Raw genomic sequence first — 23393 nt, forward strand, 5'->3', positions numbered from 1 at the left:
GGGCCCGGATCAACAGGGGCCGGAACAGAACCCACGTCTTCAGAGGAGTTGGGACATGAGTATGAAACGACTTGCAATGCTGGCCACCGCCATTGCCGGGGGCCTCGCCATGGCCACTCCGGCCCTGGCTCAGGCGCAGAACACGCTGACCATCGTCCGCGAGGTCGATTCCGACCGCTACGACCCGCATCGCTCGACGGCGCGCGCCGCCTCCGAGGTGCTGTTCATGCTCGCCGACACGCTGGTGTCGCTCGACCACGACATGACCTCGATCAAGCCGGGCCTCGCCGAGAGCTGGACCGTGTCGCCCGACGGCAAGGTCTACACCTTCAAGCTGCGCTCCGACGTGAAGTTCTGCGACGGCAAGGCGATGACCGCCGACGACGTGGTCTATTCGCTGAAGCGCTGGATCGACCCGGCCACCCGCTCGCCGGTGCGCTGGCGTGCCGGCCCGGTCGAGGACATCATCGCCAAGGACGCGACGACAGTCGAGTACCGCCTGACCGCGCCCTTCTCCGAGCTCCTCTACCAGCTCACCCAGAGCTTCGCCGTCGTCATCGACAAGGCCAATGTGGACGCCCTCGGCGCTGATTTCGGCGTGCGCGGCTTCAACGGCACCGGCCCCTATTGCTGGGGCGAATGGCGTCCGCGCAACGACATGCGCCTGCGCCGCCATGATGCCTATCGCTGGGGCCCGCCGATCTACGAGAACCGCGGCCCGGCCCATATCCAGGAGATTGTCTGGCGCATCGTGCCGGAAGAGAACACCCGCCTCGCGGCGGTGCTGACCGGCCAGAGCCAGGCGACCCAGTACGTGCCCTATTCGGGCATGGCGCAGATCCGCGCCAACCGGAACCTGCGCATCGTCGACAATCCGGCGGCGTTCTGGACCTATTTCATCGGCTTCAAGGTCGACAAGGCCGGCGTCGACGATCCCGCCGTCCGGCGCGCCATGGTCATGGCCGTCGACCAGGAGGCCATCTCCCGCGACATCAATTTCGGTGAGACGGAGCCGGCCTATTCCTACATCCACCAGACGGCGACCGACTGGAACAAGGCCGTCGACTCGCGCCTGATCCGCACCAATGTCGCCGAGGCCAACCGCATCCTCGACGAGGCCGGCTGGGTTCGCGGCGCCGACGGCTTCCGCTCGAAGAACGGCGTCCGTCTGTCGCCGCTCGCCTATGGCTTCACCGGCTCGACCTGGCAGAAGCTGATGGAGACGGTGCAGGGCGACCTTCGCAAGATCGGCGTCGACCTGCGCATCCAGCTCTTCGATGCGACGGTGGCCTGGGGCAAGCTCGCCACGCAGGAGTTCGACATGTTCGGCATGTCCTTCCCCTACATCACCGCCGGCGACGCGCTGAACCTCTACTTCCGTTCGACCAATGCGCCAACGCCGAACCGGATGAACTGGAAGGACTCCGACACCGACCGTCTGCTGCAGACCGGCATGACCGCCGTCTCCGACGCCGATCGTGCGGCGGCTTACGGCCAGGTGCTCCAGCAGGTGCATGACGCGGCTGTCTGGATTCCGCTCTACCACGAACCGATGAAGGTGGCGGCGACCTCGCGCCTCGCTCCCTTCAAGGCCCACAACATCTACGGCTGCGGCTTCTACAAGGGCCTCGACCTGCGCTTCACACGCTGATGTGACGACCTCTCCGGCCGGGCGCCCCGTGCGCCCGGCCGTTCGTCTTGCGCCGTCCAGAAGAACCCGACACGCCCCGAGAGAACGCCCGATGCCCGTTACCCTGATCAAGAACGCCGCCTGGGTCGTCGCCTTCGACGGCCGCAAGCACACCTATATGCAGGGGGCCGACGTCGCCTTCGAGGACGACAGGATCATCCATGTCGGCCCGGGCTTTTCCGGCAAGGCCGCGACGACCATCGACGGTGCGGGCATGCTGGTCATGCCGGGCCTCGTCAACGTCCATTCCCATCCGGCCTCCGAGCCGATGGCCAAGGGCTGGAACGACGAACTCGGCTCGCCGAGGCTCTACCAGTCGGCGCTCTATGAATTCATGCCGCTGTTCCGCGCCGATTCCGGCGGTGCCCCGGACATGGAGGCGATCCCCGCCTCCGCCACGGTCGCCTATTCCGAGCTGCTGCTCTCCGGCGTCACCACCCTGGTCGACATGTCGGTCGCCTGGGACGGCTGGCTCGACACCTTCGCCGCCTCCGGCCTGCGCGGCGTCCTCTCGCCCATGTACCGCTCGGCCCGCTGGTTCACCAGGAACGGCCATGTGGTCGAATATGAATGGGCCAAGGACGAGGGCGTCCCCGCCATGGAAGCGGCGATGAAGGTGCTCGAGACGGCGGCCAAGCACCCCTCGGGCCGCATGTCAGGCATGGTCTCGCCGAGCCAGATCGACACCTGCACCCCCGGTCTCATCAAGGCGAGCTTCGCCGAGGCCAAGAAGCGCAAGCTGCCCTTCCAGATCCACGCGGCGCAGTCAGTGGTCGAGTTCCACGAGATCACCCGCCGCCACGGCATGACGCCGGTCGAATGGCTCGGCTCGCTGGGTGTCCTCTCCGACCGCTCGCTGATCGGCCACGGCATCTTCATGGACCACCACACCTCGGCCCAATGGCCGCGCCGTGACGATCTTCAGGATCTGGTGGATAGCGGCACCACGGTCGCCCATTGCCCGACCGTGTTCCAGCGCCGCGGCATCGCCCTGCAGACCTTCGGCGAATATGTCCGCCGCGGCGTCAACATGGCCATCGGCACCGACACCTATCCGCACAACATGATCGAGGAGATGCGCCACGTCGCGATCATGTCCCGCGTCGTCGGCGAGGACGTCTATGACGTCCGCTCCACCGACGTCTTCAATGCCGCGACCCTCGGCGGCGCCAAGGCGCTGGGCCGCAAGGATATCGGCCGCCTTTCGGTCGGCGCCAAGGCCGACATCGTGCTGGTCGATGTCACCCACGCCTCCATGCGGCCGCTGCGCGATCCCGTCCGCTCGATGATCTATTCGGCAGCCGAGCGCGCCATCCGCACCGTCTTCGTCGACGGCCAGAAGGTGGTCGACGGCGGCAAGGTGCTGACCATGGACCTCGACGCCGCCTCCGAGAAGCTGGAGGCCGCCCAGCGCCGCGCCGAGGCCGGCGTCAAGGCGCTCGACTGGGCGAAGCGCGACCACATGAAGATCTCGCCGCTGATGTTCCCGCCGGCGAAGGGGTGAGGTCCGATCGGGCCGGGGTCGGAACGCCCCACCCTGACCCTCCCCGCTGCGCGGGGAGGGGGACTACCACGTCTCTCCTTGTCGCGACGGTCGCGCCAGGCTCCTCCCGGCAAGATGACCCGCGACGTCGAAGTCCCCCTCTCCTCGCGTGAGCGAGGGGAGGGTGCGGGTGGGGCCTTCCAGACCCCCGGGCCCGCCCCCGCCCTTAGCCCCAGACCTCGCGCGCCACCGCGACGATCATTTCCAGCTTCCGCCACTGCTCGTCCTCGGCCAGCGTATTGCCCTCCTCGGTCGAGGCGAAGCCGCATTGCGGCGACAGGCACAGCTGCTCCAGCGGAACGAATCTCGCCGCCTCGTCGATCCTGCGCTTGATGTCGTCCTTGGATTCCAGCACGCCGGTCTTCGAGGTGACGAGGCCGAGCACCACCGCCTTGCCCCTCGGCAGGAAGCGCAGCGGCTCGAAGCCGCCGGCCCGCTCGGTGTCCCATTCCATGAAATAGGCGTCCACCGGCATGGTGTTGAAAAGGAGCTCGGCGATCGGCTCGTAGCCGCCGGAGGCGACGAAGGTGGAGCGGAAATTGCCGCGGCACAGATGCATGGTGATGGCGAGGTCCTTCGGCCGGCCGCCGATGGCCGCCGTCACCATCGCCGCATAGATGGCACCCTGCGCCTCGGGGTCGTCGCCCCGCTCGGCCAGCATCTGCTTCTGTTCGGGGTCGCAGAGATAGGCGAAGGAGACATCGTCGAGCTGCAGGTAGCGACAGCCGGCGTCGTGGAAGGCGTGGACGGCCTGGCGATAGGCCTGGCCGAGATCCTCGTAATAATCGGCCATGTCGGGATAGAGGCCCATATTGATGAGCTTCCGCCCGCCCCGGTAATGCAGCATCGACGGCGAGGGGATGGTCATCTTCGCCGTGCGCGTCGTGTTCGCCTTCAGGAACTTGAAGTGCTCGATGAAGGGATGGGTCGAGAAGCCGATCCTGCCCGTCACCCTTGGCGCTTCGGCCTTGGTCTGCACCCCGGCGAACTGGATGCCCTGGTCGAGCTCCACCCGGGTGACGCCGTCGAGCTGCCAGAGGAAATCATAGTGCCACCAGGAGCGGCGATACTCGCCGTCGGTGATCGCCTGCAGGCCGATCGCCTCCTGCCGGGCGATCAGCGTCTTGATCTCGGCATCCTCCACCGTGCGAAGGCCGAGCGCGTCCAGCTTGCCGGCCGCATGGGCGGCGCGCGCCTCCTTCAGCGGCTGGGACCGCAGCAGCGAGCCGACCTGGTCGGCGCGGAAGGGTCCGGCCTTGCCGGGAAGAACGGAGGCGGGCGTGGTCGTGATGCTCATCGGTATTCCCCCTGGCGGACCCCTGGCCCGGTCCCTTGCGGCCGGCGGCGGTCTTCTGGACAGCGAGAATAAGACGGAATCCGCCGCCCGGCCATGCAGCGCCTGCGTCGGCGGAGCCTCGGCGCGGGCATCGGTGCAAGCCCGGCTTGCGGCACGGCCAGCCCGGGCCTCTTGCCCGGCGGCGACTTCCGGCCGATCTAGGCATCAACGACAAGCGGCCCCCGCCGCATCACGCGAGGACGAGCCATGACCCCCGCTCTCACCGGTATCCACCACCTGACCGCCGTCTCGGCCAATGCGCCGGGCAATCACGCCTTCTTCACCCGTGTTCTCGGCATGCGCCTCGTCAAGCGCACGGTGAACCAGGACGACACCTCCGCCTACCACCTCTTCTACGGCGACGGCATTGCCAGCCCCGGCTCGGACATCACCTTCTTCGAATGGCCCGTGGCCCCGGAGCGGCGCGGCACCAATGCCATCATCCGCTCGGCGCTGCGCGTCTCAGGCGAGGCGACAATCCGCTGGTGGGCCACCCGCTTCGCCGAAATGGGCGTCAAGCATGATGCGCCGGTGATGCGCGATGGCCGCCTGACCCTCGACTTCGAGGACCCGGAGGGCCAGCGCCTCGCCCTGATCGACGATGGCGGCGCCGGCGACGCCCATCCCTGGGACCAGAGCCCGGTGCCGGCCGGACATCAGATCCGCGGCCTCGGCCCGATCACCGCCAGCGTTCCCGTGCTGGAGACCACCGATCTCGTCCTCACCCACGTGCTCGGCATGCGCAAGGTCCGCGACTACACCCTGCCCAGCGCCTCCCCCGTCCATGTCTATGCGATGGGCGAGGGCGGGCCGGCCGCCGAGTACCATGTCGCCGTCGAGCCGCATCTGCCGCAGGCGCGCCAGGGGGCGGGCTCCGTCCATCATGTCGCCTTCCGCACCCCCGACGAGACCGAATATGCCGGCTGGATCGCGCGGCTGAACGGGATGCGCATCCCCAGCTCCGGTGCCGTCGACCGCTACTATTTCCGCAGCCTCTATTTCCGCGAGCCGAACGGCATCCTTTTCGAGATCGCCACAGACGGCCCCGGCTTCGATGTCGACGAGCCGCTCGCCACCATCGGCGAGAGCCTCGCCCTGCCGCCCTTCCTCGAGCCGAAGCGCGCGGCCATCGAGCGCGGGCTGAAGCCGCTGGGCTAGTGGCCGAGCCGGCAGCGACCGTGCGCCGCTTGTGACCGGGCGGCGCCGGTGCCTAAAGTCACAGCGTCGATTCGTGACTGTCGGGGCCTTCCATGATCCGCCTGAGCCTGCTTTCCGCCCTCGCCGCCTGCGGCCTCGTCGCCTGCCAGACGACGACGACGACCGAGGTGCCGGCCCCGCAGCCGGTGGCGGCTTCGGCCCCGTCCTATGTGACGCGGCCGGATTTCCGGCTTCCCGAAGGCGCCGGCTGCTCCGGCGAGATCGCCCGCTTCCGCGCCGTGATGGACAATGATCTGGCGACCGGCCATGTCACGCGCGAGGTCCATGGCAGGGTCATCGCCGACCTCCGGGGCCCCGAGGGCGCCTGTTCCGCCGGCCGTGACGGCGAGGCGCGCGGCGCTCTCACCGCCGTCAAGCGGCGCTACGGCTATCCCGGCTGATCGCCGAAAGGCGGCCTTGCGGCCGCCGCGCCTCGGTTGAAGGATGAGCCCGCGGATCGCACGATCCGGGAGGCGCCCATGCGCATCGCGCTCATCGCCGATATCCACGCCAATCGCGAGGCGCTCGAGGCGACGCTCGCCCACGTGGCGCGCCAGCAGGTCGGGCGCATCGCCGTACTCGGCGACGTCGTCGGCTACGGCGCTGACCCCGTCGCCTGCACCGAGATCGTCATGGACCTCGCCGCATCGGGCGCCCTGGTCCTCCAGGGCAACCACGACGAGGCGGTTGCGCGCGACGATGCCGACATGAATGCCGACGCTCTGGCGGCGATGGTCTGGACGCGGGGCGTCCTCGGCGAGGCGCACCGCCGGTTCCTCGCAGGCCTGCCGCTCTCCACCCGCGAGGGTGATCTGCTGCTCGTCCATGCGGGCGCCCGCCATCCCGGCCAGTGGCCCTATGTCATGACGCCGCGGGACGCGGAGCTGAGCTTCGGCGCCACCGACGCCCGGCTCATCGTCTGCGGCCACACCCATGTGCCGGCGCTGTTCTCCCTGCAGCCGAACCGCACCTGCATTGCCTTCACGCCGGTCGCCGGGTCCCCCGTGCCGCTCGCCGCCCATCGCCGCTGGCATGTGGTGGTCGGCTCCGTCGGCCAGCCGCGCGACGGCATCGCGGCTGCCGCCTATGCCGTGCTTGATCTCGGCCAAGGCGTGCTGGAGCCCCATCGTGTTCCCTATGACCATCCCGCCGCCGCCGCGAAGATCCGCGCCGCGGGGCTGCCGGATCGGTTGGCGAGCCGCCTCGCCCTCGGGAGGTAACGAGGCATGCGGCCGCCGCGCATCGAAAAGGGCCTTGTCCTCGACGGTTTCACCCTGGTCGCGCCGCTGAAGCTCGGCGGCATGGCGCAGATCTGGGAGGTGACCCGCGAGGGTGACGATCTCCCCGTCGTCATGAAGATCCCGCTCATCCTCGACGGTGACGACCCCACCATGATCGTCGGCTTCGAGATGGAGCAGATGATCCTGCCCCGGCTCTCCGGCCCGCACGTGCCGCGTTTTGTCGCCGCGGGCGACTTCGCCCACCAGCCCCACATTGTCATGGAGCGGATCACCGGCGGCTCGCTCTACGAGCGCATGACCGGGGCGCCGTTCGCGGCGGCGGAGGTCGTCCGGCTCGGCCTTGCGGTGGCGCGGGCCCTCTGCGACCTACACCGCCAGGGCGTCCTGCATCTCGACGTGAAGCCCGCCAACGTGCTGTTCCGCGACCACGGAACCGCCGTCATGGTCGATTTCGGCCTCGCCCGTCATCGCCGCCTGCCCGACCTCCTCGCCGAAGAGTTCCGCCTGCCCATCGGCACCGCGCCCTACATGGCCCCTGAGCAGGTGCTTCGGGCGCGCGACGATCCCCGCTCGGACGTCTTCGCCCTTGGCTGCGTCCTCTACGAGATGACCACGGGCCGCCAGCCCTTCGGCGACCCCCGCGGATCGCGCCGCCTGCGCAAGCGCCTGTGGTGGGATCCCTGGCCGCCGCGCGCCCTGCGCCCGGACTGCCCGGCCTGGCTGCAGGAGATCATCCTGCGCTGCCTCGCCGTCGACCCCGCCGGCCGCTATCCCACCATGGCGCAGCTCGCCTTCGACCTCGCCCATCCCGCCGAGGTGCGGATCACCGCCGCCGCCTCGCGAATGAAGCGCGACGGCCGCATTGAGCGGCTCGGGCGCTGGTTCAGGGCTGCCGGTGCCGAGCGTCCGCTGCCGCCGGCGCTCGACGACGAGGCCAAGGCACCCATCGTCCTCGTCGCCGTCGACCTCTCCGCCGACTACTGCGCGATCGCCGATGCGGTCCGTGGGATGACGGGGCGCATGCTGACCCTCATCCCCCGTGCCCGGCTCGCCTGCGTCAACGTGCTGAAGCTGAAGCGGCTCGGCATCGACGATACCACCGACGGGGAGGGCCGGGCTCTCCACGTCGCTCGTCTGATCCAGCTGCGTGCCTGGGCGGTGCCCCTCGGCCTGCCTGCCGAGGCCATCAGCTTCCACGTGCTGGAGAGCACCGACCCGGCGGAGGCGATCGTCGCCCATGCCCGCGAGAACCACGTCGACCAGATCATCATGGGCGCCCGCGGCCAGTCCGGCACGCGTCGCTATCTCGGCAGCGTCTCGGCGCAGGTGACGGCCGAGGCGCCCTGCACCGTCACCGTCGTCCGCGCCGCTCAGAGCGCCGCGCCGCCGGCGAGCCACCATTCCGCATAGGCGAGCTGGAAGGGCGGCATCAGGTCGGGCCTGAGGTCGTCGTGGGTTCGCACGATATGGATACCGGCGAGTTCCGGCTCGGCCTGTCGCGCCAGGCGCTCCAGAATGGCGCCGCGCAGGTCCTCCGCGGTGAGGCGCGTGCGCACGACCTTGATGAAGGCGGAGCGCTTCTCGTCCTCGTGCAGCCAGAACCCCTGGTCGAAGGCCAGTTCCTCCGCCGTCAGCCCGGTCTCCTCCGCGAGCTCGCGCACCACGCTGCCGTCGAGGTCGACCTGTCCGTCGACGATGTCGGAGGGGTCGGGCGTACCCCCGGGGAAGTAGATCTTGCCGGCATTGACCGTGTGCCCGCCCATGATCCCCATCACCAGCGCACCGTCGGCACTGGTCAGCCCGGCGACGGCGAAGCCGTTGCGGCTCACTCCGTCCGGCTCTGCGTGCCGCATGTAGTGGAGGAACTGCGCATAGCGGACTTGCCGGTAGCGGGCCTCGAAGACATCGCCCGCCACCTTGCGCTCGGCGATGACGAGGACCTGCCCGTCGAACAGGGCGGGATTGGCCGCCGATGCCGCCAGCCAGGCCGCTTCGATCGCCGCGGAATGCGTCTGGGCATAGTCCCAGGCGCGATCCTCGACCGTGGCACGAATGTGGCGGATGTGGCGGAACCGGTATGGCGTCAAGGCGTTGTCCTCGCGCGATGTCCTTCGGCCCGGAGGTCCATCGGTCTAGAGATCCGTGCTGCTGAAAGCACGGCCCTTGACCGACCTCAAGGCTGGCGGACTTGCAGCTTGGCAAATGGCACGACGGTCACCTATGGTCCACCCTGGGTCGGGGGCCTGCAGGAGGGAATATCCATGTTGAAGAAATTGGCTCTGGTCGGCGCTGCCGCCCTGATGATCGGTGCGTGCACCCCGCGTGAAGAGCGCGCTGCCGCAGGTGGCGCCATCGGCGCGGGTGCCGGTGCTCTGATCGGTGGTCTCGCCACCGGCACGGGTGGTGGCGCTCTCGCTGGCGCCGCGATCGGTGGCATCGCCGGTGCGGTGATCGGTGCGGAAACCACGCCGCGTCGCCGCTGCTGGATCAACAGCTACGGCGAGCGCGTCTGCCGCTATCGCCGCTGATCGCAGGCTGCGACGAGATCAAACCCGCCGGCGCCAGCCGGCGGGTTTGCTTTGCCCGAATCGGCGGGACGAGGGCAGGCCTAGACTAGAGAAATAGCCGGCCCTCGGTGACGATGACAGCGCCACCGCCGATGGTGACGGTCTCGACACTGCCGCCCGCCAGCGTCAGGCCGAGGGCGATGCGGCTCGGACGCCCCATCTCGAAGCCCTGCTCGATGATGATCTGGTGCGTGCCGTCGGCGAGGCCCTCCTGCGCGGCGAGGACGCCGGCAAAGGCGGCTGCAGCGGAGCCCGTGGCGGGATCCTCGGCGATCCCGAGGCCGGGCGCGAACATGCGGGCATGGAACTGCGCCGCCGGATCCACCGTCTCGCGGCTATAGGCGAAGATCGCCGGGTGGGAATCCTGGATGGCGGCGAAAGTTTCGGCGAACCAGCGCGTGTCGACGCGGATCCGGCCCATGGCCTCCCGCGTCTTGACCGGCACGTAGCAGAACGACACCGGCGCCCCGTAGCGGCTGGGACGGTGGCGGTCGAAACCGATGTCGCGCGGGGTGAGGCCGAGGACGCCGGCCAGTTGCGCCGGATCGGGGGCGGGCCCGAGATCCGCCGGCTTGCGGGGGGCCTCGAAGCGCGCCTCGAAACGGCCGTCGGCATGGCGCGTGACGCGGCAGGGGACCGGCCCCGCCTTCTCGCCGATGATGAAAGCGGTCTCCCTGCCCGGCGCGAGGCCGTCGAGGGCGGCGAGGAGTACGGCAGTCCCCACCGTCGGATGGCCGGCGAAGGGCAGCTCCGCGCCGGGGGTGAAGATGCGGATGTCGGCGCGGTGGCCGGCCGTGGTCCCGGGCAGCACGAACACCGTCTCCGACAGGTTGAACTCGCCGGCGATCCTCTGCATGGCGGCGGTGTCCAGCCCGGCGGAATCATGGACCACCGCCAGCGGATTGCCGGCGAGCGCCTCATCGGTGAACACGTCGAGCGTATGGAAACGGCGGGCGGGGGGTGTCTGCGTCATGGCAGGTCTCAAACGATCGGTTCGGGGGAGAACAGGCGCGACGGCGTGACGAACTCGTCCTGCGCGGCGACGGTGAGGATCTCCCGCGAGCCGGCTTCTTCCGTGCGCTTCAGCAGGCCGAAGACCGAGGATGCCGCGCGCGAGACCGCGAAGGCCTCGTCGCCAGTCGTCGCAGCATGGACGAAGAACAGCGCGGCGATGGCGTCGCCCGCCCCGTTGACCGAGACCGAGAGCCGCGGCGTGCGCACGCGGAAGCGGCCGTTCGGCCCGCAGGCGAGGAGATCCATGGCGTCGGCAGGCGTATCCTCGGTCATCAGGCTGGTGACGAGCACCGTCTTCGGCCCCGTCGCGCGGATGGCGTCGACCGCCGCCACCGCATCGGCGATGGTGGTGATGGAGCGACCGGAGAGATATTCGAGCTCGAACTGGTTCGGCGTGATGATGTCGGCGGCCGGCACGGCCTGGTCGCGCATGAATTCCGGAATGCCGGGCCGGACGAAGACGCCCCGGCCGACATCGCCGATCACCGGATCGCAGCAGTAGAGGGCGGTGGGATTGAGGGCGCGCACGCGCTTGACCGCCGCCATGATGGCAGAACCGATGTCGGACGAGCCCATATAGCCGGACAGAACCCCGTCGCACCGCCCGAGAACGCCGCGATCGGCGATGCCCTCGACGAGTTCGTCGATCATCGGCCCGTCATAGACCCGGCCCTTCCAGGCGCCATATCCCGTATGATTCGAGAACTGCACCGTGTGGATGGCCCAGACCTCGTGGCCGAGCCGCTGCATCGGAAAGACGGCCGAGGCATTGCCGACATGGCCGTAGGAAACCCAGGACTGGATGGACAGGATGTTCATGGTGCGCTCCGTCGCGCCACCCTAGCGCGCGCCTGTGGCACTGCACCAATTCTGTTCCGTGAACTCCGCCATCAGCCAGTGCCGGCCTCAGGCGATCTTCACGCGCCCGCGAGCGATGGCGATGCCGCCTGTATCGTAGAAATGCGTCAGCTCGACGATCAGCCCATCCTTGACCCGGATATGGTCGAGAATCTCGTAGGTGCCGGAGCGCCCGTTGTCGAGAAAGCGCACCTCGGCGGTCCAGCGCACGACGACATGATCGCCTTCCGTGACGATGTCTTCGATCCGATGGCTGAGATAGGCGTTTTGGTCATGCAGGTGCTGCAGGTAGCGGGCGATGTCCTCACGGCCGAGACGCATGCCGGCGCCCGGGCTGAGAGCCGGATTGCCGACCACGGTCAACCGCGCATCCGGGGCGAAATAGGACACGAACTCGTCCACAGCGCCGGCCATCCGGGCGGTGTAAAGGGCGTGCACCGCCTCGGCGATTGCCTCGCTGTGCTTCTTGCGCGCTGCGGAGGTCGAAGGGGGCGTCGCCATGTTCAGATACGACCAGAGAGAACAGCCAGTGATGCGGTGTCGATGAACTGTGCCAGCTCGACGATCTGCCCGTTCTGGAAGCGGACGAAATCGGCCACGTCGAAATCGGCGACCGACCCGGTGGCGATGCTGCGAAGGGTCAACTGGCGCCGGGTCACCGCGATGTCGAAATCGGCGATGACATCCACCACCAGGCCGTCGAGATACTCATAGCGGCCGCACCAGTTCCGCACACCCTTGGCAATGGCGGCGCGGCCCTGAAACGGACCTGATTCGGGTACCAGTCGGTTGTCTGCGACGATCCGCATGGTGCCGTTCTCGGCGAAGGCGGCGGCGAACTGCTCGGCATGGCCATTCCGGCCCGCGGCGTAGAGTTCCGCGAGCCGTTCCTTGAGGTAGGGCAACCCCGAGATCAGACGCAGGCTCGGTTGCGACATGAAAGTTCCTGAATCCGACTCTGGTCGGAGAAGTCGTCGTAAGCCCCTTTGCGCGGGGCGCCAAGGTATTTTGGCACAGGCTGCGGCATGACTGCTGAGTGGAACATGAACAGAGCCCATACCACAAGATTGCGCCGTGAGAATTGTGCCGTTGCAATGGGTGGTCTGCTCTGCATCTGCCGCCTTGAAGCGGCAGCCGTCATAAGACGTCGGCACCCGGACAGATCAGAAACTGTGCCTCACCGCGTAGCCGTGGGCCTGCCTCTTTCGGTAATGTCCCGGCTCAAAGGCTCGACAGGTGATCGACCAGCATGCGTTCGGTCAGAATCTGCGGCAGCAACTGCGCGTCTCCGTTACGGCTGAACAAGAGGTAAAGGGGAACGCCGCTGCGCCCATGGCGCTCCAGGACGCGGGTGATCTCGGGATTGCGGTTGGTCCAGTCGCCCTTCAGGTAGGCGACATTGCGCGCGCGGAAGAGGGCGCGGACCTCGTCGGACGCGAGCGCCGTGCGCTCGTTGACCAGGCAGGTGATGCACCAGGCCGCGGTCAGGTTGACGAAGACCGGCCGCCGGCCTTCGGCGATCAGCCCGTCGAGCCGGGCCTGGGTAAAGGGTTCGGTGCCGTCGCGGCTGTCGCGGACCGATCCGGCGGCCATCGCCCCCGGATCCGTCGCGATGGCCCTTCCTGCCGGAAGCAGCGCGAGGAGGGCGGCGAGGGCGACACCGCGCGCCACCCACGCGCCGCGCCGGCCGGCATGATGCGCCTTGCCGGCGAGGAAGACCGCGAGCCCCACCAGGACCAGCCCGGCCAGCGCCGCAGCCATGCCCGTCGGCCCGACCTGCTGCGACAGCACCCAGACGAGCCAGGCGACCGTGGCATAGAGCGGGAAGGCGAGGACCTGCTTCATCGTCTCCATCCAGGCACCGGGCCGCGGCAGGCGCCTGACGAGGGCCGGCACGAAGGTCAGCACGAGGACCGGCAGCGCGAGGCCGAACCCGAGCGCCAGGAACACCGCCATGCCCACCGCGGGCGGCTGGGTCAGCGCAAAGCCGAGCGCCGTGCCCATGAAGGGTGCCGTGCAGGGCGTCGCCACCACGGTGGCGAGAAACCCGGTCAGGAACGAACGCGGCAAGCCCGGCGGTGCCGCCGCGCCGGTGCCGACACGGGTCATCGCCATGCCGAATTGGGCGACGCCCGAGAGGCTGAGACCCATGGCGAACAGGAGGAAGGCGAGCGCCGCCACCACGACCGGCGATTGCAGCTGGAACCCCCAGCCGACTTCGCCGCCCGCCGCCCGCAGCGCATAAAGCAGGGCCGCCAGCCCGGCGAAGGTGACGAGAACCCCGGCGGCATAGGCGAGGCCGTGGCCGCGAGCCTGCGAGGCCGGGGCCTCGCCGTGGCCCGTCAGCTGCAGCACCTTCAGCGACAGGACCGGAAAAACGCAGGGCATCAGGTTGAGGATGAGCCCGCCGAGCACCGCGAGGGCGATCGCCTGCAGCAGGGCCGTGAGGTCAACCGGCGGCGTGACGGCGACCGCCGGCGTGGCGGAAACGGCGAAGGCGTGGCTGACGGTGCCGCCGTCGACCTGCTCGTCCATGACGAGAACGCCGTCGAGGGTCGCCGGGGTGCCCTGCATCAGCGTGCTGCGCTTCAAGGTCAGAACCGGCCGGCCGTCGGTGACGGTAAAGGTCTGCGGCGCCGCGTGGTCGATGACCTCGCCCGAGGCGGGGAAGAAACGCATGCCCCGCAGCGCCGTGGCCGGTCCGCCGGCGGCCGGCGTGATGGTCACCGCATTCGCTCCGACGCTGAAACGGGCTGCGAAGGGCGCGGCGAGCGGCAGCGCGGCCCGCGCCACGGAAATCGGCGTCTCGACCAGGGGCGCGTTCGGGGCCCGCGACGTCGGCCCCGCCACCGGCAGGGTCAGGGACACCGCGGCCTCGCCCGGGATGCATTCGCGCTGGCAGACGAGATAGGCCACCGTGGCCCTCAGCGGGGCGCGGCTGCTCGGCGCGAGGTCAGCCGGTGGCGTGATGGTCACCAGCAAGGTGGCCGTGCCTTCGTAGCCGTAGTTCATCAGCGGCCCGACGGGAATCGCCTGTGGCACGGGCCAGGCGATGGCGCCTGCCGAGAAGCCCGGTGGCAGTTGCCAGCGGATCTCCGTCGCCATGCCGGAATCGCCAGGGTTGCTCCAATAGGTGTGCCAGTGCTCCTTCATCGTCAGCCGCACGCCGACTGTGAAGGGCTCGCCCTGGCGGATGGCCGGCGGCTCGGCGATGAGCTCGGCCTTGACCAGCGTCGCCGGGTCATGAGGCTGCGCCATCGCACCCTGGGCCGCGCAGACGACCATCGCGGCGGCCGCCGCTGTTTTCATGAAGGCGCGGAGGTGGATCATCGGGCCATTGTAGAAACGATGTTGCAGGCGACAATGCGACACGGGGCGCGATGGCGGTGTTTCACACGCGGATGTGAAGAAAAAGGGCAGCCGGAGCCGCCCTTTCCAGATTTCGGCAGAGGATGACTGAGGCGTTTCTCAGTTCTTGGTCTTGTCGACCAGGGCCTTCGCCTTGATCCCGAAGGACGGGTGCGAAGTCACCCGTCCGTCGCGACGATGCCGTTCTCAGTTCTTGGTCTTGTCGACCAGGGCCTTCGCCTTGATCCAGGGCATCATGTCGCGCAACTTGGCGCCGACTTCCTCGATCGGATGGGCGGCCATGCGGGCGCGGGTCGCCTTGAACGAGGTCTGGTTGACCTTGTTCTCCAGCATCCAGTCGCGGGTGAACTTGCCCGACTGGATGTCGGTGAGGACGCGCTTCATCTCGGCCTTGGTCTCGGCAGTGATGATGCGGGGGCCGGTGACATACTCGCCATACTCGGCTGTGTTGGAGATCGAGTAGTTCATGTTGGCGATGCCGCCCTCATAGATGAGGTCGACGATCAGCTTGACCTCGTGGAGGCACTCGAAATAGGCCATCTCGGGAGCATAGCCGGCTTCCGTCAGGGTCTCGTAGCCCGCCTTGATCAGCTCGACCAGGCCGCCGCAGAGCACGACCTGCTCGCCGAAGAGATCGGTCTCGCACTCTTCCTTGAAGGTCGTCTCGATGATGCCGGCGCGGCCGCCGCCATTGGCCGAGGCGTAGGACAGGCCGAGGTCATGGGCATTGCCCGAGGCGTCCTGGTGGATGGCGATGAGGGTCGGAACGCCGCCACCGCGCTGGTACTCGGAGCGCACGGTGTGGCCGGGGCCCTTCGGGGCGACCATCAGCACGTCGAGATCCTTGCGGGCCTCGATCAGGTTGAAGTGCACGTTGAGGCCGTGGGCGAACATGATCGCGGCGCCCGGCTTCATGTTGCCGGCGAGGTCGTCGCGGTAGATGTCGGCCTGCAGCTCGTCCGGGGTCAACATCATCATGATGTCGCAGACCTTGGCGGCCTCGGCGGGCGTCATGACGGTGAAGCCGGCGGCCTCGGCCTTGGCGCGCGTGGCGGAACCCGCCTTCAGCGCGATGACCACGTCCTTCACGCCGGAATCGCGCAGGTTCAGCGCATGGGCATGGCCCTGGCTGCCATAGCCGACGATGCAGACCTTCTTCGACTTGATCAGGTTCAGATCGGCGTCGCGATCGTAATAGACACGCATGGGATGGTTCCTTCCTTGGGCTTTGCGTTTCGGGGTTGGGGAGATGTGGTCAGGCGGCAGCCGGTGTCGGGGTCTTCCGGCCGTAGAGGGTGAGAAACTGGTCGGTCGCCGCCGCGGCGTCGCGGTCGATCTCGGACTTCCCGAGCTTCAGGTCGTCACCGAGCAGCAGGCGGATCTGCACGTCGCGGCCAGCGAGGCCGAAAAAGGTCCGGAACGCCGCCTCGGTATCGTCGAACTGGAGCAGGCCGGCCGCCCGTCCTTCTTCCAGCACGGGCTTCAGCCGGTCGCCGATGGCGAAGCGACCGTTCTCGAGCACGATCTGGCCGAGATTGCTCTGCTGCGACGCGGCGTGGGTGATCGCCAACCGATTGAGTGCGATCGACGTGGCGCTGGAAATGACCGAGAGCCAGTTCGCGGCGAAACCCCTGAGGCTGTCCCTGAGGCTCGATGCATCGCGCCTCTGCCGGTCGTAGCGGCCGGCGCGCACGCGGGATGCCTGCCACTGCACGGTGGCGGTCAGCAGGCCGTCACGGTCGCCGAACCACTTGTACAGGGTTTCCTTCGAGCAGCTCGCTCGCCGGGCGACGCCCGTCATGGTGAGCTGGCCGCCCTGCTCCTGCATCAGCGCCAGCACGGCGTCGAGCACTGCCGCCTGACGGGCGGTCGGCTCCGCCGGGTCGGCGCTCGGTGCTTCGGGAACAGGGGTCTTGGCGGCGGAAATCATCGGATGTCGACAGGTGGGGAGAGCCGTACCGTACGTTACGGTTCTCTAGCCGAGCGTGGTGGCCAACGCAAGCGCACGCCGCATCGATACCTCGACGGATGACGGCACATTCGCGCGATGCGCGAACAGCATCGTCATTCGGTATCCTTCCAACCCGGGCCGATGATTTCCCAGAGCTTGGCTCGGACGGCCGACAGGAGTTCCGGCGAGGCACGCCCGGCAAACCGGAAGCCGCGCGAGGGGCGGTGCAGGCTGCGGATCTGGTCGACCAGGACGGCCCCTTCGATTTCGGGTTCGTCGACCATGACGACCTTGGTCGGCCATGGCCTGGTATTGCGCGTGATCGGACACACGATGACGAGATCGGATCGCCGGTTGTACTCGACATCGGAAATCACCAGCGCCGGGCGCGCCCCGGCCTGTTCGCTGCCCTTTGTCGGGTCGAAATCGACCCAGAAAATGTCGCCCGCGTGGATCAGGGGCCGCCCGTCATCGCCTGTCATCGACGATCTCGTCCCCGCGATCCGATCCCCAGTCCACGACATCCGGCCGGCTGTCCGGTCCGAGTCGGTCCATCTCCGCCACCATTTCGGCAAGGCTCACGGACGGATACCGGGGAGTCTTCGGCCGGCGGATGTTCAGCCCGCCCGGCACCGCGAAGATCTCCAGGTCCTCGCCGGGCTTCAGGTCAATCGTCTCGGCCACGGAACGCGGCACCCGGACGGCAATGCTGTTGCCCCATTGAGCGGATTTGGCGCGCACCGTCAGGCCTCCGACACCAGTCTGGGATATCCGACGTATATCCCAGGCGGGGCAAGGCGTAAACGCGCACGCAGCCAACCTGCAGAGGGTCAGGCCGTCAGCCGCCGCAGGCCTTGCGATAGAGCCGCACGGTCTCCGCCATGCCGTGGATCAGCGCGTCGGCGGTCAGCGCATGGCCGATCGAGACTTCCGCGATATCAGGGGCGGCGGCGATGAGGGCTGGCAGGTTGTCGAGCGTGAGGTCGTGGCCGGCATTGACGCCGAGGCCGGCCGATGACGCAGCCGTGGTGGTCGCCACCAGCTTCGCCAGCTCCGTCGCCTGCAACGCCGCTTCGCCGGCATGGCCATAGGGCCCCGTATAGAGCTCGATCCGGTCAGTGCCGGTGGCCTTGGCGCCCGCCACCAGCGCCGGATCGGCGTCGAGGAAGATCGAGACCCGCATGCCGCCCGCCTTCAGCCGGGCGATGGACTGCTGCAGCAGGCCGGCATCCCGGTGGACGTCCCAGCCGTGATCGGAGGTCGCCTGCGCCGGGTCGTCCGGCACCAGCGTCACCTGCGCGGGCTTTACCTCCTCGCACAGCGCCAGGAAGCGCTCGTCCGGATAGCCCTCGATGTTGAACTCGTCGGCGGGAAACTCGGCACGCAGCATCGCCGCCAGATCGAAGACGTCGTGCCGGCGGATATGCCGCTCGTCGGGCCGCGGATGCACGGTGATGCCCGCCGCGCCCGCCTGCATGGCGATGCGGGCGAGGCCGGTGACGCTCGGCCAGGGCAGGTTGCGCCGGTTGCGCAGCTGCGCGATGGCGTTGACGTTGACGGACAGATGCGTCGGCATGGCGGGCTTCCGGGGAAGACTGTTCTAGCGGGTGCAAGCTGTAGCAGTTTGCAGAGTGGGTCGCATTGGCTTCACGCGAACCGGTTCCGACTTCGCTGGCCAATGCTCCCGATATCAGCGTCCCTGCGCGCCATCCGGCAAGGCCGCTTCCTGCATGCCTTCCGCGCCGCGGCTCATGGCGGCGATGCCGGTGCGCGACACCTCGACGAGGCCGACCACGCCCATCAGGCGGATGAAGCGCTCGACCTCCTCCGTCGTCCCCGTCAGCTCGAAGACGAAGGAGTTGAGCGTCGCGTCCAGCGTCCGGGCGCCAAAGGCCCCGGCGAGGCGCAGCGCCTCGACGCGCGAGTCGCCCTTGCCGCGCACCTTGACGAGGCAGAGCTCGCGCTCCAGCGCCGAACCCTGGACGGTCAGGTCCACCACCCGGTGCACCGGCACCAGCCGGTCGAGCTGCGTCTTGATCTGCTCGATCACCTTCTCCGTGCCGGTGGTGACGATGGTGATGCGCGAGACATGCTTCTCGTGCTCGGTCTCCGAGACTGTCAGGCTCTCGATATTGTAGCCGCGGCCGGAGAACATCCCGGCGATGCGGGCGAGGACACCGGGCTCGTTGTCGACCAGCACGGCGAGCGTGTGGCGGCGCTCGGCATGGATGGCGTCGGAGAGGAAATAGGCGGACTGGGACTGGGTCATGGTCTTTTCTTCTGACGGGTCAGGGACTGACGACGGGCGGATGATCGAAGGCCGACGGGGCAGCTTTGACGAGCGCTTGGTCGAAGGTGGCGAAGGCGTCGGCCTTGTCGGAACCGGCGACATGCAGGGCATCGGCGAAATCCAGGCCGGTCCTGTACCCCTCGATCGCTGCCCGAACACGAGGCGGGTCCTCCACGACAACCCGCTCGTTTTCCGCGATGCGGAGCAGAGCTTCCGTCACGCGGGCGCGATCGATGCCGTAAATCTTCCGGAGCACCCATTCGGTTTCCAGGAAAACGGTCGTGGTGATGTACACGATCGAATCCTTGAAGAGTTCGCGAGCTTTTCTCTCCTGAAGCGCATCATCGCCAGTGATCAGGCGCACGATCACATTCGTATCGACGCCGATCATCGTGATTTTCGCTCCCAACGTTCGGTCATTGCGAGGTCGATGGCCGTGTTCATGTCCGCGATGGACACAGGCGGGCCATCGTATTTCAGGCAACCGGCGAGATCGTCGAGTGTGTAGCGCTTGGCCACGGCAGGCGTTCTGAGCAAGACGCCCTCCGGATGCGGCACGACCTCGAGCTCCGTGCCGCTCGGCCAGTTCTTGGCGTCGCGTACGGCCTTGGGCAGGACGACCTGCCCCTTGGTCGACAATCGGGTCGTATCCATGGCTCCCTCCGGCACAGCGGTAAGACGACGGTAAGATAGCATCCCGCCGCCGTCTTCGCCACGCCTCACACCAGCTGCTTGCCCTTGGCGTCGATGATGTCGCCGGTCTGGCCGACGAAATCGGCGAGGATCATCTCGTTATGCGCCTTGCCCGAGGGGATCATCGGGAAGCAGTTCTCGTGCTTCGCCACCAGGCAGTCGAAGATCACCGGTCCGGGATAGTCGAGCATCTCGCGGATGGCGTCGTCCAGCAGGGCCGGGTCGGAGCAGCGGATGCCCTTGGCGTGATAGGCCTCGGCGAGCTTGACGAAGTCCGGCAGCGCCGCCGAATAGCTCTCCGAATAGCGCCCGCCATGCAGCAGCTCCTGCCACTGGCGCACCATGCCCATATATTCGTTGTTGAGGATGAAGATCTTCACCGGCAGGCGATACTGCGCCGCCGTCGACATCTCCTGCATGTTCATCAGCACCGAGGCCTCGCCCGCCACGCAGATGACGAGATCCTTGGGATGGGCGAGCTGCACGCCCACCGCCGCCGGCAGGCCATAGCCCATCGTGCCGAGGCCGCCCGACGTCATCCAGCGGTTCGGATCGTCGAAATGGAGATATTGCGCCGCCCACATCTGGTGCTGGCCGACCTCCGTGGTGATGAAGCGCTTGCGGTGCTTGGTCAGCGCCTCCAGCCGCTCCAGCGCATGCTGCGGCTTGATGATCGTGTCGGAATTCGCATAGGCGAGCGACTTGCGCCCGCGCCAGCCCTCGATCTCGCTCCACCAGGCCTTGATCGCCGGCTTGTCGACCTGTCCGGCCACGTCCTTCCACAGCCGCACCATGTCCTCGAGCACATGGGCGCAGTCGCCGACGATGCCGATATCCACCTTGACGTTCTTGTTGATGGACGAGGGATCGATGTCGATGTGGATCTTCTTCGACCCCGGCGAGAAGGCATCGAGCCGCCCGGTGATGCGATCGTCGAACCGCGCGCCGATATTCACCATCAGGTCGCAGCCATGCATGGCGAGGTTCGCCTCGTAGGTGCCGTGCATGCCGAGCATGCCCAGCCACTGCGGGTCATGGGCCGGATAGGCGCCGAGGCCCATCAGCGTCGAGGTCACGGGATAGCCGGTGGCGCGCGCCAGCTCGCGCAGCAGCTGCGAGGCCTGCGGCCCGGCATTGATGACGCCGCCGCCGGTATAGAAGACCGGGCGCTTGGCCTTGGCGATCAGCTCCACCGCCGCCTTGATCTTGGAGAGGTCGCCCTTGATCTGCGGACGGTAGGTCTTGTGCTGGTTGTCGCGCGGCTTCTCATACTTGCCGCTCTTGAACTGGATGTCCTTGGGGATGTCGATGACCACCGGCCCGGGACGGCCGTTCTGCGCCACATAGAAGGCCTCGTGCAGGATGCGCGGCAGGTCCTCGATGTTCTTCACGAGATAATTGTGCTTGGTGCAGTGGCGCGTGATGCCGACCGTATCGGCCTCCTGGAACGCGTCCGAGCCGATCAGATGGGTCGGCACCTGGCCGGTGAAACAGACCAGGGGAATGGAATCCATCAGCGCATCGGTCAGGCCGGTGACCGCATTGGTCGCGCCGGGGCCGGAGGTGACCAGCACCACGCCGACCTTGCCGGAGGAGCGGGCATAGCCCTCGGCGGCATGCACCGCGCCCTGCTCGTGGCGGACGAGAATGTGCTTGACGCTGTCCTGCTGGAAGAGCGCGTCATAGATCGGCAGCACGGCGCCGCCGGGATAGCCGAAGAGCGTGTTGACGCCCTGGTCGATCAGGGTCTGCACCACCATTTCGGCGCCGGTCATCTCGCGGGACATGGGTCGGTTTCCTTGTAGCGTCGTCTTGGTCTGTTGTTGCGGCAAGGCGTTAAGCGGCAAGGTCGTTCAGGGCAACAAAAAAGGCCCCGTGAGGGACCTTGTGTTGAGCGCCACCGTTCGGCCGCCGTGTGATGTCTCACACGTCCGTCGATGGCGCCCCGGATACAATAAGGTTGAAACGCACGGCGTGCGGCTCCGATTGAGAGAGGCGCGAACCATAGGGGAGGGGGAAGGAGGGTGTCAATGGGGGAGGGGGTGACCGACTAGATCAACTGGGCGTGTGGATTGGCAGCCATTAGCGATGTCGAGGTTGGTAAAGCGACCACTTGCGCTCACGTAATTAAATAATAATATAGTAATTACCGGAGGTTGAATATGATAAAAGACTATTTTGATGAAATCAGCCATGGTCTGGCTCGTGAGTCCGAGCGAATGCGAAAGGACTTCGCTACGCACCGACAATCTGCAGGCACCAATCGGGAGGCTATCGTTTGTAAGCTTTTAAGACAACATATATTGCAGTCGGTTGGAATAGAGACTGGATTGGTGCTGTCTGCATCCGGGGATTTATCCGCGCAATCGGATATTATTCTTGTAGATAAAAATTCGAATGCTGCCTTACATGGAGATCGTCCTATTCCTATATGGCTTGTCGAATCAGTATATGGAGTAATTGAGGTAAAAACGCAGTTTACACCTTCTACTTTAACAGACTCTGTTGCCAAATGCAAGAAATTCAAGGCGTTACCCAGGAATTTTGCAGACAGCTGTGGTCGTCAAGCAATAAAAGATAATCTTTTCTGTGTGTGGTCGTTTGAGTCGCCAGCAGATTTAAACGTAGCGAAAGAAAATATAGCTAAGGAAGTTGATGGTCTTTCGATCAACGAGAGGCCAGATTTTATAGTGGTACCCGGCTCATTCCTCTGGCGAGGCGGTAGATATTTTGACTTGACTCGCAATGGGCAACCGGGGTCATCCCACTATAATCAACGGCTCCGGGAAGTTGGAGGGGACGTAGAGAAGCTTTTGGATCCATCCGAAGAGATGATGGGTCTGGGGGAAAATTCGCTGTTTACGTTCCTTTACTGGATCAACAGCTGGCTGTATGCCGCCGGTCCGCGGCGTCCCGATCTGGTGAAATACTACCCGAGCATGACATTCGGTAGCATCATCTGACAAATGTCGGAGCCTGAAGCCGTCCCTCCACATCCCACGCCACCACCTTCTGCTCCCCGCCCCACCGCCACAGCACGAGGTTCCGCATCCCCTCGGTCGCACCGATCGCAAAGCTAGGCACCACCACCCCGGCGGCCCCCGCCGCGACGAGCCGCTTCGACAGCGTCCAGGTGGGCGGCGTCCGCCCCTCGGCCCGGTCGAGCATCCAGGCGCAGCCGAGGGTGGACAAGTCCGTGCCGGCGGCTGTGCGGCCCGCCTCCGTCGTAAGGTCGAGGATATCGGTGCAGTCCACCTCGTAGGTCACCACCGTCAGCGGCGGGAAGCGGTGGGCGAAACCGTGGGAGACCTCCGCGAACATGCCCTCGATGCTCAGCGCCAGGTAGAGCGCCGCCATGCCCTTCGGGTTGAACCGCCCGCCATGGATCGCCGCGCCCGCGCCGGAAGTCGGCGCGAAGGCCCAGCGCGGGTCGTGGGCGCGATAGGCGAGGCCGCGGTAGCGGGTGAGGGGGAGGGCGGTCATGGCGCGGCCGGCCCTTGGTGCCGGTTGTCGGGCGCCGCCCTCACGGCGTCGTGCCCAAGCGCCACCCTCACCGGGTCATGCCCAAGCGCTTCCCTCACCGCGTCATGCCCGGGCATGACGGACTGAGGTTCGGGTGGCGATTGCGGAGAGGCCGTTTGCCC

General features: G+C 67.1%; 25 protein-coding genes. 8 read left to right on the forward strand and 17 right to left on the reverse strand.

The window, feature by feature from the left end; genetic code table 11:
- The first annotated feature begins 55 nt into the window (after window positions 1–55).
- Window positions 56–1651 carry an ABC transporter substrate-binding protein gene (locus tag Q8O26_RS08970; RefSeq protein WP_305575161.1) on the forward strand — a complete coding sequence of 532 codons (1596 nt, stop codon included), beginning with the start codon at window positions 56–58 and terminating at the stop codon, window positions 1649–1651.
- A gap of 91 nt (window positions 1652–1742) precedes the next feature.
- Window positions 1743–3194, forward strand: a complete 1452-nt coding sequence (locus Q8O26_RS08975) for an amidohydrolase family protein (RefSeq protein WP_305575162.1) — start codon at window positions 1743–1745, stop codon at window positions 3192–3194.
- Between the two features lie 205 nt (window positions 3195–3399).
- On the opposite strand, the gene Q8O26_RS08980 is transcribed toward Q8O26_RS08975, so the two are convergent.
- Window positions 3400–4530, reverse strand: a complete 1131-nt coding sequence (locus tag Q8O26_RS08980; protein WP_305575163.1) for a 5-methyltetrahydropteroyltriglutamate--homocysteine S-methyltransferase — start codon at window positions 4528–4530, stop codon at window positions 3400–3402.
- 246 nt (window positions 4531–4776) lie between these two features.
- Here Q8O26_RS08980 and Q8O26_RS08985 point away from each other — a divergent pair, with 246 nt between their 5' ends.
- The 4 genes from Q8O26_RS08985 (at window position 4777) to Q8O26_RS09000 (ending at window position 8417) form a co-directional block, all read left to right on the forward strand.
- Window positions 4777–5727, forward strand: coding sequence for a ring-cleaving dioxygenase (locus tag Q8O26_RS08985; protein ID WP_305575164.1), 951 nt, complete (start codon window positions 4777–4779; stop codon window positions 5725–5727).
- 92 nt (window positions 5728–5819) lie between these two features.
- Window positions 5820–6167, forward strand: a complete 348-nt coding sequence (locus Q8O26_RS08990; protein ID WP_305575165.1) for a hypothetical protein — start codon at window positions 5820–5822, stop codon at window positions 6165–6167.
- A 78-nt stretch (window positions 6168–6245) separates the two neighbouring features.
- A complete protein-coding gene (locus Q8O26_RS08995) occupies window positions 6246–6986 on the forward strand; it encodes a metallophosphoesterase (RefSeq protein WP_305575166.1) in 741 nt (246 codons plus the stop codon).
- Window positions 6987–6992: 6 nt separating this feature from the next.
- Complete coding sequence (locus Q8O26_RS09000) at window positions 6993–8417, forward strand: bifunctional serine/threonine-protein kinase/universal stress protein (protein WP_305575167.1); 1425 nt, start codon at window positions 6993–6995, stop codon at window positions 8415–8417.
- Here Q8O26_RS09000 and Q8O26_RS09005 read toward each other — a convergent pair.
- Entirely contained in the window at window positions 8378–9094 is a 717-nt protein-coding gene (locus tag Q8O26_RS09005; protein ID WP_305575168.1) for an NUDIX domain-containing protein, read from the reverse strand. The genes Q8O26_RS09000 and Q8O26_RS09005 overlap by 40 nt on opposite strands.
- A gap of 174 nt (window positions 9095–9268) precedes the next feature.
- Between Q8O26_RS09005 and Q8O26_RS09010 the strand changes: the two genes are divergently transcribed.
- Complete coding sequence (locus Q8O26_RS09010; protein ID WP_305575169.1) at window positions 9269–9535, forward strand: glycine zipper domain-containing protein; 267 nt, start codon at window positions 9269–9271, stop codon at window positions 9533–9535.
- Between the two features lie 85 nt (window positions 9536–9620).
- On the opposite strand, the gene Q8O26_RS09015 is transcribed toward Q8O26_RS09010, so the two are convergent.
- The 14 genes from Q8O26_RS09015 to Q8O26_RS09080 all read right to left on the reverse strand — a co-directional run bounded on the left by Q8O26_RS09015 (window position 9621) and on the right by Q8O26_RS09080 (window position 21536).
- Window positions 9621–10547: a PhzF family phenazine biosynthesis protein gene (locus tag Q8O26_RS09015; RefSeq protein ID WP_305575170.1), complete on the reverse strand. Its 927-nt coding sequence runs from the start codon at window positions 10545–10547 to the stop codon at window positions 9621–9623.
- An 8-nt stretch (window positions 10548–10555) separates the two neighbouring features.
- Window positions 10556–11407 carry a pyridoxal kinase PdxY gene (gene pdxY / locus Q8O26_RS09020; RefSeq protein WP_305575171.1) on the reverse strand — a complete coding sequence of 284 codons (852 nt, stop codon included), beginning with the start codon at window positions 11405–11407 and terminating at the stop codon, window positions 10556–10558.
- A gap of 87 nt (window positions 11408–11494) precedes the next feature.
- The gene (locus Q8O26_RS09025; protein WP_305575172.1) at window positions 11495–11947 is read right to left on the reverse strand and encodes a nuclear transport factor 2 family protein; all 453 of its coding nucleotides are present in this window, start codon (window positions 11945–11947) and stop codon (window positions 11495–11497) included.
- A gap of 2 nt (window positions 11948–11949) precedes the next feature.
- Window positions 11950–12384, reverse strand: coding sequence for a nuclear transport factor 2 family protein (locus Q8O26_RS09030; protein ID WP_305575173.1), 435 nt, complete (start codon window positions 12382–12384; stop codon window positions 11950–11952).
- A 283-nt stretch (window positions 12385–12667) separates the two neighbouring features.
- Window positions 12668–14776: a protein-disulfide reductase DsbD gene (locus tag Q8O26_RS09035; RefSeq protein ID WP_305575174.1), complete on the reverse strand. Its 2109-nt coding sequence runs from the start codon at window positions 14774–14776 to the stop codon at window positions 12668–12670.
- A gap of 225 nt (window positions 14777–15001) precedes the next feature.
- The gene (gene ilvC / locus Q8O26_RS09040) at window positions 15002–16021 is read right to left on the reverse strand and encodes a ketol-acid reductoisomerase (RefSeq protein WP_305575175.1); all 1020 of its coding nucleotides are present in this window, start codon (window positions 16019–16021) and stop codon (window positions 15002–15004) included.
- 49 nt (window positions 16022–16070) lie between these two features.
- Entirely contained in the window at window positions 16071–16745 is a 675-nt protein-coding gene (locus Q8O26_RS09045) for a TetR/AcrR family transcriptional regulator C-terminal domain-containing protein (RefSeq protein WP_305575176.1), read from the reverse strand.
- Window positions 16746–16879: 134 nt separating this feature from the next.
- Window positions 16880–17248 (reverse strand): type II toxin-antitoxin system PemK/MazF family toxin, encoded by a 369-nt coding sequence (locus tag Q8O26_RS09050; protein WP_305575177.1) that lies wholly within the window; start codon window positions 17246–17248, stop codon window positions 16880–16882.
- A complete protein-coding gene (locus tag Q8O26_RS09055; RefSeq protein ID WP_305575178.1) occupies window positions 17235–17507 on the reverse strand; it encodes an AbrB/MazE/SpoVT family DNA-binding domain-containing protein in 273 nt (90 codons plus the stop codon). The genes Q8O26_RS09050 and Q8O26_RS09055 overlap by 14 nt, the downstream gene beginning before the upstream one ends.
- 97 nt (window positions 17508–17604) lie before the next feature.
- Complete coding sequence (locus tag Q8O26_RS09060; RefSeq protein WP_305575179.1) at window positions 17605–18342, reverse strand: pyridoxine 5'-phosphate synthase; 738 nt, start codon at window positions 18340–18342, stop codon at window positions 17605–17607.
- Window positions 18343–18456: 114 nt separating this feature from the next.
- Window positions 18457–19035 (reverse strand): acetolactate synthase small subunit, encoded by a 579-nt coding sequence (gene ilvN, locus Q8O26_RS09065; protein WP_296575766.1) that lies wholly within the window; start codon window positions 19033–19035, stop codon window positions 18457–18459.
- 19 nt (window positions 19036–19054) lie between these two features.
- The gene (locus tag Q8O26_RS09070; protein ID WP_305575180.1) at window positions 19055–19447 is read right to left on the reverse strand and encodes a type II toxin-antitoxin system VapC family toxin; all 393 of its coding nucleotides are present in this window, start codon (window positions 19445–19447) and stop codon (window positions 19055–19057) included.
- A complete protein-coding gene (locus Q8O26_RS09075) occupies window positions 19444–19710 on the reverse strand; it encodes an AbrB/MazE/SpoVT family DNA-binding domain-containing protein (protein ID WP_305575181.1) in 267 nt (88 codons plus the stop codon). Before Q8O26_RS09075 ends, Q8O26_RS09070 begins: the two co-directional genes overlap by 4 nt.
- 65 nt (window positions 19711–19775) lie before the next feature.
- The gene (locus Q8O26_RS09080) at window positions 19776–21536 is read right to left on the reverse strand and encodes an acetolactate synthase 3 large subunit (RefSeq protein WP_305575182.1); all 1761 of its coding nucleotides are present in this window, start codon (window positions 21534–21536) and stop codon (window positions 19776–19778) included.
- A gap of 375 nt (window positions 21537–21911) precedes the next feature.
- Between Q8O26_RS09080 and Q8O26_RS09085 the strand changes: the two genes are divergently transcribed.
- A complete protein-coding gene (locus tag Q8O26_RS09085) occupies window positions 21912–22712 on the forward strand; it encodes a DUF6602 domain-containing protein (protein WP_305575183.1) in 801 nt (266 codons plus the stop codon).
- Here Q8O26_RS09085 and Q8O26_RS09090 read toward each other — a convergent pair.
- Window positions 22705–23232 (reverse strand): RES family NAD+ phosphorylase, encoded by a 528-nt coding sequence (locus tag Q8O26_RS09090; protein ID WP_305575184.1) that lies wholly within the window; start codon window positions 23230–23232, stop codon window positions 22705–22707. The two genes, Q8O26_RS09085 and Q8O26_RS09090, sit on opposite strands and share 8 nt — an antisense overlap.
- Window positions 23233–23393: the final 161 nt, after the last annotated feature.

The organism is Phreatobacter sp. (genome assembly GCF_030691135.1).
Taxonomy (GTDB): Bacteria; Pseudomonadota; Alphaproteobacteria; order Rhizobiales; family Phreatobacteraceae; genus Phreatobacter.